Genomic DNA, 14,591 nt, shown 5'->3' on the forward strand with positions numbered 1-14,591 from the left:
CGCCCGTGCCGTCGGCAGAAAATGCCACGCCCTCGGCGACCCGCTCCGCGAACGGTAGCTCGGGGTCGAGCCATGTCGTGAGCGCGTCATCGACGGCAGCGCGGGGAAGTTCCGTTCGCGGTTGCTCGTTCGACCTCGGCTGATCAGGTTCGGCGATCTCGCGGCCCGTCGGCTCGACCTCGTGAACGAAAACTCGTCCGTTCTCGTCTACGACGAACTCACGGAAATGGAAACGCGCCTGCCGACGTTGCAGATCGGCCCGAACCGCAGGCTCGACGTCGTCGAGCGCCCGATCGAGCCCGGACACCGGACCAGCGACGTACACCTGTGGCGGTTCGCCCTCGACCTCGACGACCGCAACCAGAGATGCGCGCCACTGTCCCCCTTTCTGCTCAATAACGTCACGGCGCAAGGCATCTCGCGCGACAGCGGTCGCGGCCTCCGCGCGGGTCGCGCGCTCGACGGTGTCGGCGGCGAAGAACAGCGGAAAGTAGTGGTCGAGGAGAAGCTCGCTGGTTTCTTTGACCGCGAAGGCGTCGTACCCCTCGTCGGTGAGCTCGTCGTCCTTCGTCGCGTCCCGATAGAAGGTGCCCCAGCTGACCAGGGCATCAATCGCTTCGAGCAGCTCGTGCGGGCGCAGCTCGTCCAGCTGTGCCACCTCGAGCGGTCGTGCTCGGGTCACGATCTCGCTGAATACACGGCGGCGACGGTCCGCGGCCGCCGCGACCCGCTCACCCCATGCGCGGTGCTGCGCCCGAGCCTCCTCGGTCGACTCGAATACGCTTGCCGCGCTGAGCGATACCCATTTCGACGGCCGCGGTGGCACCTCCGATCGATCTAGACCCCAACGCGCCGTCAGGCGTCCCGCGGCATCATAAATCCGCGCGAACGCGGCATCGCATTCCGCGGCAAGCCGATTGCTTTGGTCGATGTAATGGTGCAGGTCGCGCAGTCCCAGGTAGCGCGCGGCATCAGCGCGCCACTGATCGACTTTGGCCAGACGCACGTCTTCCCCTGTGCCACGCAGGTCCAATTGTCGTTGTGCCCACGCTTCATCGGCCCGCCGGACGGCGCCCGGGGTCAGTTCGGTCGGGTGCGGTATGCGGCCGATCTTCACCAGGTGGTCGGCCAGGCCGGCTGTCAGTCCGGCGAGTTCCCTACGCAGACGCCCGAACTCGGACTTCACATCCGCCGGATCCAGGCCACACACGGCCGCCAGTCCGTTACGCAGACCGTGCGCACGAACCAGCACGTCGAGTGTGTCGAGTTCCGCATCGATAGCCGAGGTCACGTCGAAGGGCTCAGCGGCTTCGTGGTCTCCGAGAGCGGGAGCCGACACCCGTTCCTGGTTCGAGGCAACGGCTCTCGCCAGCGCACGGACCCGAATCCGCTCGTCGACCGCCACCGCGTGATCCTCGACAGCCGAGGCCAGCTCTTCGAGTAGTTCGCGCTGGCTGGAGTCGGTTCCCAGCTCCTCGATCCATTGCCGCAATTCCGCGCTCGTGTAGGACGAAACATCCATTTCGAACTTCGCGGCGACCGTTTGGAGGCGTAGCTGGCAATACGCTTCCATGTTCTCGGCACGCTTCACTTCCACGCGAGCGATCTCGACCGCGTCGGCCTGGCGGTCTACCAGCCGCGTCAGCTCGAGCCCGAGCTTGTCGTCACGCAGCCGAGCGATCTCGGTCCGCACATCGATGAGTTGGCTTGGTAGCTCGATCATTCGGCCGAGTTCGAGGTAATCCATGATTACCGTGATCCGCTCGACGACGCGGTCGTCCGACCGCAATTCGCTCAGGAGCCGCAACTCGGCCAAGGGGTCTATGGAGTAGAGGTGCCCGGTGTCGCGCTGCGGCAACCGCTCCGCTGCGGCGAACACGTCGGCCAGTTTCCGATCGAGTAGATGATTCGGCGCGGCGGATGCGTCCGACGTCGCCGCCGAACCTGCGTCGACATCGACGAGTACCGCACCGATGAGGGCGAGCAGGTCGCGGAGACCACCGCCCTCTGACTCCGCCACGAGTGCGCGCCACGTGCCGGCGTCCACCGACTCCAGCCCACGCTGCAGGCGTTCGACCAGCATGACGATCTGCTGGCGCCCTTCCGGTCGGCGCAGCTGCCGAAGTATCTGCTTATCCGTCAGCTCGGACGAGCGAGCCGTCTGGTGTGTCCGCTGGTTGACATCGATCAGCCAGGCCAGCCTCTTGGCCGCTCTCTCGAACTGGTCTGTCCAATCCTCCATTTCGGCGGAGCCTGGCCACAGGTCCTTGGCGCGGGTGCCCTGCATGGCGGCTAGGTGACTCAGCTCGACATTCAACTCTTTCGCACGGGCTTCGGCGATATCGAGCGACGTGGCCAGGTCTCGCAACCTCGTGTCGATGTCCCGCTCAGCGATCTCACCTCCCGGCTCTGCCGGATCCCCGACACCGGCGACCGGACGCACCGGCGACGGTGCGACCAGGTCGATCCCATCCGTCGTCGAGTGATCGGCCGCGGAATACACAGTGCCATCGGAATACACAGTGCCATCGGGCCGGTAGACGACGGCGAACACGTCGAGCCCGGAAGGAAACTGGAAGCCGCCCTCGAACAGCTGCTTCGCGCCGCCGTCGACCAGAGGGTCCCGCCACTTGATCGCTTCAGGTTGCGCAAGGTCGTGAAAGATCAGTCGCGCGTGATCCCTGCCCCCGGCACGGCGGGCGTGCCTGCTTTCGGTCACGACGTAGGCGGCGGCACCGGGGCCCAGATTGTAGAGCAGGTCCACAAGCTGCTGCCAGGTTTCGTATGTGCCCCAGCGCTGGCTGCGAAGGGCGGACAGCAGCTGCTCCGGGTCCGTCCCGCCCAGACCTGCGTCGGGCATCGGCGGCGCATCGGCCAGATACGCGGCGACGTTCGGGTTCTCCTCCTTCAAATACTGGAAGACCAGTGGCGCGCAATCGATCGGCGTAGGCGCGCCCTGCACATCTGGTTCCTGAAATGCCCTGTCGCCGTCCGGATTTCCGGCAATTCCCGGACCGGCGACCGGTGCCGTCGGCCGCCGCGGCGTCGACTCGCGTTGCGTTGCCCCGGCGACCGGCCCGGTCGCGGACGGTCCCCTTTCCGACCGCCGCCCAGGTGGCGCCGACACTGTCTGCTTTGTCGGCGGTGGTGCGATCCCTGGCCCCGACGGCCGGTGCGGCCTTGCTGGTGGTCGCACCAGGTCGCCAGACAGGCCCAGTAGCCGCAGGCGCCTGCGCAGCTCGCCGGGACCTGTCTGCACCAACCGGCCGAGCCCGCTCCGGCCGGAATCGGGTCTTGCGGTAGGGATCCGCGCCGTCAGCTGGCTGAATCGGGTCGCGGCGTCGATCACCGACACGAGAAGCGCACGCGATTCGGCGAGCTCGATCAGGCGCTCGTCCTCCGGCGTCGCCGGGTAGGACCGGTCGTCGATCGCGGCCACGGCCGCGGCGAGCTCTTCCGCGATCCGCCGGGCGCTCACCTCTTCGGGATCGATGCCGAGCAGCTGAACCAATTCGGCGGTCCGCGAGGCTAGTTCGGCGCGCAGTCGGGCCAGCGCCGTTGACTCCGGGCCCGTCCTCCAGTGATCGATGTCGATGCCGTACTGGCGGCGGAGCTGCTCAGCCAGCTTGCCGAGTTCAGAACCCGTCCGAATCCATTGCGGCCGCAACGGAGAGGAGAACCACCACGACTCCCCCAGCGATTGCCGCGGCGCGGTCGAGCTCGTCGGCGGCGCCGGTGCGGTCTGCGGTGAATCCTCCCGATGGTCGGTCGAATCCTGTTGCACCGGTGTTAATTTCGCCACCTCAGCGGTGGTCATCGCATAACGGTCGATGGCCGCCAGCATCTCGTTCAGCGCCGCGGACGGCCCCTCCTCGGCAAGGCGGCGCAATTCCGACCAGCGCTGTTGCTGCGCAACGCTGGTACCGTCCGGCTCCAGTTCTTCCGCACGCAGCCATTCCAGCACCGGGGTCGCCCCGCGGAGCGCTTCGGCCGTTTCGCGCAGCATCGAGCCGAGTAGTTCCGCTGGGTTCTGCAACAAGCCCGCTTGCGCCGCCGGGTCCAGCCGAGCCAACCCGTCCGCGCCGAGCATGGCCAGCCAGGCTTCGAACCGATCGATCACTCGCTCGACCAGCGGCAGGCCCCACAGGCGTATCTCCTGCGGTGCGGCCTGGAACAGCTGGGCAACGTGCGCGGTCGCCGCCGCGTGCGCGTCCCTCAAATCCTGCGGCGACGCCTCCTCGGCGGCCGCAATGCGTGGCACGGTGTCGGCCGGAACCTGGACCGGCTCGGCAATCGGTTCTCCAACGGTCGACTGCGGATCTTGGTGTGGCACTGGCGGATCAGCTACCTCGTCGGCGTTCTCGTCCGAGGAGACGGCGCCGAGGATCGTGGCGCTCGGCCACCCCGCGCCATCTCGAACATCGGGCCCAGACTTGGCAGCGGCAGGCTGCTGAGACACGGGATCGGCCGCATCCGGCCGCGTCTGCGTCGAACCATCCGGCCGCGTCTGCGTCGAGCCAGGCAGTGGCGTCTCCGCCGAACCAGGCAGCGGCGTCTCCGCCGAACCAGGCGGTGTCTCCGCGTGTTCCGCACCGGCCCGCGCAGTCGTCTCGGCACCGGAATCGCCCTGCGGGGAATCGGTTTCCGCTCGCTCGCGTTGCCAGGCCTGGCGCGCTTGCTCCAGCGCCGCCTCCGCTACGGGATCGGTCCGACCCGCCAGCAAATCCGCGATTTCACGCGACTGCACGGCAACCGTCGACGACCCCGCCGCCGACCGCGCACCGGCGACTTCGTGCGGCATCGCCGCCGTCGACGACCCCGGCGCCGACCGCAGGCCGGGCGCGGAATCCGGCGCCGAATATGGCCCTGTCCCATCACCATCGGGCCCACCCGTCCGCAGGGTGGTGCGCGCACCGGACGACCGTGGGTCCGCCGCCGCGCCCACCGCTTCGGTGACCGGCATCGGGCCGGTCGGAACGCGTGGCGCCAGCCCACTTTCCGCGAGCATCGCGGCAGCCTCCGCCGACAGCGCGCTCCTACCCCTGCGGTTCGCCTGCCGTGTCTCGGCCAAGTCCTTGTCCCGCAAGTCCCGCAGCCGTTCCAGCCCAGCGTCCTCGACACGCTGGCGTCCGGAAGCGTTCGACGGCTCCGGAACCGAATACGCACCGGTCCCGTCGACGTCGTACCCACCTCGCTCGGACGACGCCGACCGGCCCGCCTCCGCCGGACCTGCGCCAGCGAGGACCAGTTCGGGTGCCTCCACACGCTTTCCGAACACCAGGTCGTCGACGGCACGTTCGAGTCGTGACACCAGATCAGGGGTGTTCACCACCTGGTCACGCACCGCTGGGGCCGGAACCGGCTCGCTGACAACAGGTTCGAGCCGCAGCATCAGACCAGGAGTCTGCACCATCCGATCGCGTGTCGCGTGCACATCCATCCACCGCTCGACCACCGCGGCATCCTCACCCACCCACTCCCGCAATCTGTTCCGCAGTTCCGCCGGCACCGCCTGCGCCGCATTCACCGCGTCACCGACCGGTACCCGGCCGTTCTCGACCTCGGCGGCCATGTCGCGACGCACGGTGTCACCGATCAATCCGCCCGCGTCCGCGCGTGCCTGCTGCGCCCAGTCGGGCAGCCGCTCGGCCCGCGCCACCTGAAGCTCCACCGCGGCACGCAACTGCGACGGTGACATCCGGTGGAACTCGGTGTCCGACAGCCCCATCCACCGCGCCAACGCCGAGCCCGCCTGGGTCCCCTCCCGCCTCAGCACCGCGAAGTCCGCCGCACGCACCTTCGCCACCGCCTCCGCCGAGGCCGCGGCACCGACTTCCACAATCTCCTTCTGCACCAAGGCATCCCGTTCGGCGTCAGTCATCTGCTCGGCCTCGGCGGCGCGTGGTGCAGGCTCGCCGTGACCGGACGCATCGGCGGTTCGCTCATGCCCATCCGGACTAGCAGTCGGGTCCGCGCCAACGGACTCGACGACCCGGGGTGCGGTCTCGCTATGGCTGGGCGCATCGACAGCCGACCGTGCCCGCTCGGCCGGACCGGTCAGGTCAGCGCCAGTGGCACCGGGTGCGCTGCTCTCGGTGACCCGCACGGCGGCAACGGGATCGGGCTGTTGGTATCGGGGATGAGCGCTGTCCCACGTCCCGTCGGCCGCGCGCGGATCCAACGCCTTGACCCGAGCATCGGCCGTCCGATATCGCTCCAGTTCGTCCAGCAGGCGGCCGACCGACGGCACGCGTTCGGTGGCGGCCGCCGTACGCACCGCCTGCCATTGCTGCTCATTCGAGGAACGTGCCGGTGGCTCTGCAAACTCTTTCTGTCGCAACCACTGCTGCACCGACCCCGACTCGCGCCACGCTGCGACATCGGCTTGCGCCTGATCGCCCACTCGTTTGGGCAGATCCGACACCACCCCTTCGCGCACTTCCGGCGACAGCTGAGCCCAGCCCTGCTCACCCAGCGATCCCACCCAGTTGTCGGACCGTCCCACCGCCCGTTCCAACGGTTCGGGTCCCCATTCACGCACCTCCTGCGGCGACCGCTCCAGCAACCGGGCAAGCTCGGCGCGCGACTCGTCCCGCGCCGCGACGGCCTGGTCGAGTTCGGCTGTGTCGCTCTCGGTTACGGCGGGATCCACTGCGGATTCCGTGCCGTCTCCATCGGCAGGCCGGTCCGCGCTGGGGGGCGGGTCCGCCGGTGCGGAGGGTGCCGCGCCGTCGGACACGGTCGGCGTCTCGGCCACCGTGGGCCCCACGGGTTCACTCGCCGAGGCCTGGGACGCGATCTCGCCGCCCGCGGCGACCGAGCTGTCGACCGTCGCTGGGCGCTCAGCGGGGTTCAGTGCTGCCGTCGGCTCGGGTTGGCGTGCGGCAGCCCTGGTTTCGGCCAGCTCCCGCTCCCGTAGAACGTTGATGCGTTCGTACAGTGCCGCATTCGGATCACCGACCGCCCCTCTCGAAGCCGTGGCGGCCACCTTGTCCGAGGAGCCGGACAGGACCTCGGCGACCGCGGGTTCACCAGTCGCTGTCAGTGCGTGCTCGCGGGTGCTGAGTGCCTCCGGCCGCGTGAGATCCGTAGTGAGCCCGATCTTTTCGTGCTGAGCCGGGTCCGGCAGCGAGGGCGGCGCCTCAGGGTGCGCCCGCGCGTGCAGGTGCGCGCTCGCCAGCCCGATGGCCACACCACTGGCCAACGCCGACATCGGCAGCCGGAACTCGCCGGTGATTCCCGCGGCGGTCGCCGCGCCACCGATGACACCGGAGAGGCCGGACACCACGGCAATCACCGCCCGCCCCAACAGGACCGGCACGTCCGCGCCGGAGACAATGGCATGTGCCGCCCGCCCGCCGAGCGCACCGCTGAGCGCGGACCCGGCGCCCGCCGCAGCGGCTATCCAGATCGCTCGCCAATCCATCGCCGCGCGATGCCCGTCCAGGATCCCCTCGATCTGGCCTTTCTGCACAACGGCCTCGATGCCACCGGCGAACACCGCGAATCCGCCTGCCTGGACGAGCAACGGCCCCGTCCATGCTGCTGCGGCGGCCACCCCGGCGCCGGCCCGTGCGGCGACAAACGCCCGGAACGCGGCCAGATGCTTCGCCCGGGCCTCACTCAAGATCCCGGTAGCGATGACCGGATTCGAACTACCGGCCGCCATCAGCTGCAACGCCGTCATCAAGGCGAAGGCTTTGATCACATACTTCTCGGTGTCGCTGTCGGTGGCACCACGATCGGTGTGGCGCCCCATGCTGTGGCAGAACTTCGCCGAATCATCAGCCACCCCGCACATCGGCGCGGCGTCGGCGACGACGCGGTCCCCGAATTCACCGTTCACCGCGGCAGGCAACCCCGCAACCTCGTCCCGCAGCCGTTGCGCGAGTTCCGCCAACTCCGCTCCGGCCTGCTGCCAGGCCGCACTGACTCGTCGCCCCGCGTCGCCGTCCATCCGCGGATATTCCTGGCCGATCACCAAGGTCCGGATCAGCTCCGGAACGTCAGCGAACGTCTCCTCCGAGGTCGTCGACACAATCAGCATCCCCCGGTGAGCCGCGCAGATTCAGATCCGCAGGATAGAACGCGACGCGATCCGCACGGGTGGACCCGTCCCCACTCTTGGGAGCGCCGCGCCGCCCACCGCATCATGCTCAGTCTCGCTCCCCTTGCCGTCGCCGGTAGCGCTGTTCGAATCCGGCCGCATAGGTCACCGGCGGCGTCGATGACGAGGAGTGCTCGACGACGCCGTCGTCGGCGACGTAGAAGATCGCCCGTCCGATCGCGATCTCCCCGCGCTGCACCGGTACATAGACCATCCAGCCCGCGCTGATGCGGTCGGCCCGCAACTGCGCGAGCGGATAGCCCGTCACGTCCAACTGCCGTTCGGTGATGTACGTACGGACCCGGACGATGGCCTCCGGTCCGGACATCCGGCGCCGGGTCTCCGTGTCCAGCGAACCGGCAATCGAGAACTGATACATCGCACCGTCGATATCGAAACGCTCCGGATCATCGAAGATTTCGCGCACCAGCTCCCTGGTCACCGCGCCGACCTGTGCGGCCGACTCGAGCGCGGCCGCCGCCGCGCGCACCCGGTCACTCGCCCGATCGGGCAGCACACTCGCCACGATGTCGGCCACCGTTTCGGCGGTCCACACCCCCGGGATCGCCGCACCGGACTGCTCCGCCGAGGGCGACTCGCCTCGATACCATCGCCCGGAATCCCACCAGTAGCAGAACGAGAGCAGCCCTGCGGCGGCGCGCGGGTTCAATACCGGGTCGGCCACCCAATCCGGTGCCCCGGCATAGGAATTCGGCATCTCGGCGCCGCCGTTGTACACCGCGTCGAGTGCGGGCGGATTCCACACACCTCCCGACAGCACGGCCCGGCCGCCAGGCAGCACGTACAGCGTTGAGCCTGCCCGCCGGGAGCTTTCGAACCAGCCGAGCGAGGGCAACACGCGCGGTCCGCGCTCGGAGCGGACCGCGACGAACGCCGCCGACAGCATCGCCCACCTGGCCCACATCACCGGCAGGTCCGGCAGTTCGTTCGTCATGGGTGTCGGCCGAACCCCCGCGTCCTGATCGGCGCGTACGGCGGCGACAGCCCGCTGCGGACTGCGAGTTTGCCGATCGGCGTGTTCGAGGTAGGCCGCCAGCCAGATGGGCAGTCGTTCCCTCGGGTAGGCCGCCAGATCGTCCCGGTACGCCTCGGGTGCGAGCAAGTGCTCGTCCGGAAACGGCTCGTCCCCGCGGTCGTAGTCGACGTCGAGCGCACCGTCGGCGCTCGACCACAGGATCAGTCGCCACCACGGTCCGTCGGTGACCCGCGCGGAGATGTCACGGTGTTGCCGCGCCAACGCCGTCATCGCCGCCGTCGGCGGCACCGATACCGGCCGCGCGTCACCGTCGAGGCAGGTGATCTCCGCGACGTCGGCCCCGACGGTCACCGCGAAAATGGCCTGCCACGAAAGGCATTCCGGGGGAACCGCCGCCGAGATCGCCGCAGCGATCTCCCGTACCAGCCGGTGCTGCTCCGCTGGATCGTCCGTCTCCGGACCCTGCACTCGGTGACCTCCTATGCGTCTGTTCGGCGGACCCGTCGGGGTTCGCCGTCGCCCGGGCGTGCCGTGCCTGCCGTCGCCGAGGGCCGCGCGGTGTCGACGAGCAGCCTGCACAACGTCTGCGCCGGTTCGGTGGCACGGTCCCCGTTGAGCATGACGTCGGTGAACGCGGCTGCCAGTGCCGCAGGGGCATCGAAGCGCCCCTTGTCGAAACTGCTGCCGCTCAACTGATCACGCCATTGCAGGTAGCCGCGCACCACCCGGGCGAGCCCTACGCGTCGGTGCCCGCCGTCCGCGAGGTACTCCGCGATCAGCGCCCGTTGCGCCCGAGCACGCGCCTGCCCCGCGCCGGCGAGATCGAAGGCGCGCCCGAACTCTCGAACCGTCGCGGTGTAGACCGGGCGGATATCCGATTGCGCAACAACCGATCCCGGCCTGTCCGCCGCTCTCATCGCCTCGGCCAGCCGAGCGGCATCCGCGAGCAGAGTGGCGTTGAGGTCGGCGGACCAGGTGCTCGCGGCGTTCCCGACTCCGGTCGACCGCCGCTCGACGCGGGCGATGGCGTGATCCCCGAGCGGAGCGATTCCGACGTGGCGCAACGCGATGACCGGAAACTTCGTGAGCACGTCGACGACGGCGGCCAGGAACGCACGGATGTAGGCCTCGTGGATACCCGGCGTATCCAGTCCAGACACCGCGATACCGTGCCGATCGGCGAGTTCTCTTGCAAGCCGCGCGATTTCGCTGTCTGCGTGTAGTTGCCTGCTCGATCGCCGCTGCTGGTCGCGGTCGGCCCGCGGCACGACTGGACGCCCCGCCCGGACGGGGCGCTTCGCTCCGGCGGGCGGGCTGACGGCTGGGCGGTCCGGCCGGGCCACTGGCGGCGGACTTCCGGCGGGCGACCCGGCCGAGGGCGCACCTCCGGACCATGGCGTCCCCGGCGGCCGCCGCGCCGACGGCGCACTGACGGCAGGCGGGCTGGCACCGGCGCGCGGCGGTGCCACGGTGTTGGTCGGCCCACCCGGAGCGGGAGCCGTCGCCGGCTTCTTCTCGCTACCCGCGGGCCTGTCGGCTTGTCGGACACTCGGCGGCACCGCATTCGATGTCGCGATCGGCTCGACCGGCCGGCGTCGGTCCTGGCCGACCGCGCGATCGCCGCTGCCTGCACCGGCCGGCGCAGCCTGCGGATCCGCTCCGCCATCGACCCCACGACTCCCCTGCCGATTCCCGCCATTCGGCGCAGGATCGGGAAAACCGTTGTGCGGCAATGGCTTTGTCGGCAATGGCATGGCTTCAGCAGCGACCTGATCCGCATCCGACTGCGGCGCAACAAGGGGAAGCTGCTCAGGCGAGGAAGGAGTCGCCGCGACATCCGGTGCGCGAACGGGTTCGGCAGGCAGATCCCCACCGAGCGGGGCCCCGGCATCCGTCTCGGTGGCCGCCTCTATCTGCTTGCCGCCCACCTGATCCATGATCTGAAAGTTCTCGGCGGCGATCATCACATCGCGGCCGAAGCCGTCCACCGACGCGGCAAACTCCGCCAATGCGGCAACGGCTTGCCGAGCGTCCGGCTCGTAGGTCTTCTCGAATGCCTTACCGGCCTCGTCGTCGCCCCACCAGCGGCCCTCCGCGTCGAGCGCGGCCCGCAACCGCGCAACGACCTGCCCGATCTCGTCGCCGATCTCCTGCATCGCCGCCCCGCGCGCGTGCAGACCTTCCGGGTCAACCCACAGCGATCGACTCACCGGCGCACTCTCCGGCTCCAGGGCGGCGGTATGGAGCCTGCGCTGCCGCGTACTTCAACGCTGCCCCTTCCTCGCGGTGCGAAAACGTAGAGACAACTGTAGGTCCGACGCCGCCGAACCAGGCCCGTCGGCAACCTCCCAGCGGTGGGAACTCAGCCTCCTGCGCCGGAAGGTTCCGCAGGCCGCAGCGCTCGACTCGGCTCGGCGCTCGAATCCGGATGCCGGAGGCCCGGACTCGACGGGACAGACCAACGACCCGTACGCGCCACCCACTGCAGCACACCGATCATGACGAGGCCGAGCACCGCCGTGGCGATGCCGACCTGCCACCCCGGCGGCCGCCAGGACAAGACCAGTTCGGCGTTGCTGGTGCCCGCCGGAATATCGACGGCGAGGAAAGTCCGCTCCACGGTTGTGAGCGGAATGTCCTTACCGTTCACCGTGATCCGATGCCCAGGCCAGTTCAGCCTGCTGAAGACGATACGGCCTCCGCTGGTCGAGCTCACCCGGCTGACGCTGGTGGCTTCATCGTGTGAAGAAGACGAGGTAGCGGTCACACCGACGGTGTGCGCGATCGCCCCGTTCTTCGTCGAGACGAGACCGTTCTCCCGTTCGAGCACCCAGATGTAGCGTTCGTGGCCCGGGTAGTCGACCCACTTCCAGCCCGCCGGTGCCTGCTGTTCCCTCGTGTTCGGATACTGCGCACGGTGCAGCACCACCCGGTCGACCTTCATCAGATCGACAATCGTTGCGCCGGTGGATGGTTCGGGCGCGAACGCGCGCCGGAACGCGTCGACACAGGTGCTGCCGTCCCATGCCATGCACAGCACCCCGGCAAAGGGCGCATGCCCGATCGGCGTGTACCCGTTCACGTAATCGAGTCCGAGGTTCTTGGCGTAGTTGCCGATGGCGAGTGATCCGTAGGCGCCGGAGATGCTTCGGTCCTCCGGTCGCAAGATCGCACGATCGGCGAGTTGCAGTGTCACGCCGTCGAAGTCGGGGAAGGCCGCCGCCATCTCCGAGCGCCGTTCCGGGAAGTTGTACGGCAGCGCGGTCGGCGGCGCGGCCGCCACCTGGGTGTAGGCGATCGGAAACATCGCGACGATCAACAGCACACACGCAACCGCTACGCCCTTGGTCCGCGCCAGCCACACCGCCGCGGCGCCGAGCGCGCCGACCGCCAACACCGCGAGGAGATGGCGCACCACGATTTCCGGTGCCGCAGAGAAGGATCGGATGAACAACAACCCGATCAACACCCCCGCCGCGATGCCGCGGCGGCGCAGCGACGCCAGCGTGCCGTGTCTGCTCAGCAGCACGCAGACCAGGACGAGCAGCGCGAGCGCGACCATCGGCAGCACGCGGGCAGGCCAGCGCAGCGGCCCGATTGCGCCGGGGCCCGCGGTCCACATCAGCACCGCGACGGCGAAAAGTATTGGCCCGCTGAGCTCCCTGACCGAATCGTAGGCCGCCCGCCAGGCGATGAACGCCAGCGCGGGAATCAGGAACCAGGCGACATAGACCATCGGCAACGGCTGCACATGCCCCCACCATGCGGTGAATGCCGGTGTCGTGCTCGGCAAGCTGGCGTTCAACGATTCCGACCACGGCACCGTCAGGAAGGGATCGTTGTGGATCTTCGCGTTGCCCCGCCAGGTCACCTGCGAGGAGAGGATCCCCGGCAGGTTGGCGCCCGCCGCGACGAGCGCGGCGGCGCCCGCGGCGAGCAGCAACCGCAGCGACGGCCCCCAGCGACGCTGGTAGATGACCTCGCCGACGGCGACCGCGACGATCATCAACCCGGCTTCCACTGCGGGGAAGGCATATTGGACCGTCAGCGCGAGATACAGGAAGAGGAATACCGGAATCGGACCGCCGCGTCCGCGCGCGTACAGCACCGCCGATGCCCACGCATGCACGATCCACGCGGTCGCGGTGTGCGAGGTGAACCAGCTCGCCTCGTCGAAGAACAGGAACCACCCGCTCAACGGAAATCCGATGCCTGCCACCGCCGACCACGGGGCACGTGCGCCGTAGGCCAGGCAGATCCGGAAGACGCCGAGCCCGGCGATGATCGAGAAGACGAGCTTCACCACCGTCGCGTAGACGGCGAGATTGTCGATCGACGGCGCAAGAAGATAGATCAGCAGCTGCGGCGGGTTGTAGATCCCGGCCTCTTCGATGGTGTAGTTGCCCGCCATCCACTCCCAGGGCACGATCCAGGGAAATCGTCCCTCGCGCAACTGCGTACCGAGATGGACCCACATCGGCGCGTACTGCGCCTCGGTGTCGTCGGTGTAGAAGTGCCGCGCGTTCGCCAGCAGCACCGCCGCGTAGCCGACGATCACGCCGATCGCGGTCACCGCCCCCCAGATTCGCGCGTCGCGCCGCGATCCCATTTCCCCGTCAAGCCTCACGAAATCGGGAGCATAAGCGAACCGGGTAAACGCGACAAAACGACCAGTACGGTCCTGGGGCGAACCGTCGCACCGAGGCTATTTGCTGAGGTGCGCCTCGAACGCGATCCGATCGCCACGATAGAGCCCGCGCACCCGTTCGATCGGCTCGCCGTCCGCGTCGAGACTGCGCCGATGCAGCAACAACAGCGGCAGCGCCGTGGTGCATTCGAGCAACGCGGCCTCACGCGGGGATGCGAGGACTGTTTCGATACGTTCAGTGGCCCTGCCGAACACCACCCCGGAGGCACGCACGGCAGCATACAACGAGGTCGTCGGATCGTAGGTGGCACGGAGGCCGGCGAACCGAGCCAGCGGCAGGTAGGTGCTCTCCAAACCGATGCGCTCACCGTCGGCGAGCAACACCCGCTCCAGGTGCATCACCGAAGTGCCCACCGGCACACCGAGATCGCGGGCGATGTCGGCATCGGCGGGCACATCGTCCCAGCCGACGAGCAGCCGGCCCGGCACGCGCCCATAGCTGATGGCGCCCTCGGTGTAGGAGCGCAGCGACAGCGGCTGCACCATCTTGGGACGCGAGACCACGGTGCCCCGGCCTTGCCGCCGAATCCGCCCCTCCACCAGCAGATCTCGCAATGCCTGGCGCACGGTCTCGCGCGCCACCTCGAACCGAACGGCCAGGTCTCGTTCCGAGGGCACCGGATCGCCCTCAGCGAGATCGTCGAGGATCGTCTCGAGTTCGGTGCGCACCCGATACGACTTCGGCAACCGATCGGGCAGCGCGAATTCCGCTCGCCCACTGTGCCTGTCGCCGGTTGTCGGCTCGGCACCGACCCTCGTCACCTCCGCTGCGTCCATGC

At 68.9% G+C, this 14,591-nt stretch carries 9 protein-coding genes; 5 read left to right on the plus strand and 4 right to left on the minus strand.

Annotated elements, in window-relative coordinates; genetic code table 11:
* Positions 1 to 181: 181 nt before the first annotated feature.
* The 5 genes from ACGFNJ_RS28060 to ACGFNJ_RS28080 all read left to right on the plus strand — a co-directional run bounded on the left by ACGFNJ_RS28060 (position 182) and on the right by ACGFNJ_RS28080 (position 8,057).
* On the plus strand, positions 182 to 841 hold the full coding sequence (locus tag ACGFNJ_RS28060; RefSeq protein ID WP_393454416.1) for a hypothetical protein: 660 nt from the start codon (positions 182 to 184) through the stop codon (positions 839 to 841).
* Between the two features lie 93 nt (positions 842 to 934).
* Entirely contained in the window at positions 935 to 1,444 is a 510-nt protein-coding gene (locus ACGFNJ_RS28065; protein ID WP_393454419.1) for a hypothetical protein, read from the plus strand.
* Between the two features lie 3,984 nt (positions 1,445 to 5,428).
* Entirely contained in the window at positions 5,429 to 5,695 is a 267-nt protein-coding gene (locus ACGFNJ_RS28070) for a hypothetical protein (RefSeq protein ID WP_393454422.1), read from the plus strand.
* A gap of 16 nt (positions 5,696 to 5,711) precedes the next feature.
* Entirely contained in the window at positions 5,712 to 5,921 is a 210-nt protein-coding gene (locus tag ACGFNJ_RS28075; RefSeq protein ID WP_393454425.1) for a hypothetical protein, read from the plus strand.
* 1,263 nt (positions 5,922 to 7,184) lie between these two features.
* Entirely contained in the window at positions 7,185 to 8,057 is an 873-nt protein-coding gene (locus ACGFNJ_RS28080) for a hypothetical protein (RefSeq protein WP_393454428.1), read from the plus strand.
* A gap of 99 nt (positions 8,058 to 8,156) precedes the next feature.
* Here ACGFNJ_RS28080 and ACGFNJ_RS28085 read toward each other — a convergent pair whose 3' ends face one another.
* The 4 genes from ACGFNJ_RS28085 to ACGFNJ_RS28100 all read right to left on the minus strand — a co-directional run bounded on the left by ACGFNJ_RS28085 (position 8,157) and on the right by ACGFNJ_RS28100 (position 14,589).
* Positions 8,157 to 9,572, minus strand: a complete 1,416-nt coding sequence (locus ACGFNJ_RS28085; protein ID WP_393454430.1) for a hypothetical protein — start codon at positions 9,570 to 9,572, stop codon at positions 8,157 to 8,159.
* A gap of 11 nt (positions 9,573 to 9,583) precedes the next feature.
* Complete coding sequence (locus tag ACGFNJ_RS28090) at positions 9,584 to 11,314, minus strand: hypothetical protein (RefSeq protein WP_393454433.1); 1,731 nt, start codon at positions 11,312 to 11,314, stop codon at positions 9,584 to 9,586.
* Between the two features lie 152 nt (positions 11,315 to 11,466).
* Entirely contained in the window at positions 11,467 to 13,713 is a 2,247-nt protein-coding gene (locus ACGFNJ_RS28095) for a hypothetical protein (protein WP_393455344.1), read from the minus strand.
* A gap of 96 nt (positions 13,714 to 13,809) precedes the next feature.
* Positions 13,810 to 14,589 carry a GntR family transcriptional regulator gene (locus ACGFNJ_RS28100; protein ID WP_393454436.1) on the minus strand — a complete coding sequence of 260 codons (780 nt, stop codon included), beginning with the start codon at positions 14,587 to 14,589 and terminating at the stop codon, positions 13,810 to 13,812.
* Positions 14,590 to 14,591 lie beyond the last annotated feature (2 nt).

The organism is Nocardia sp. NPDC049149 (assembly GCF_043197455.1).
Classification (GTDB): domain Bacteria; phylum Actinomycetota; class Actinomycetes; order Mycobacteriales; family Mycobacteriaceae; genus Nocardia.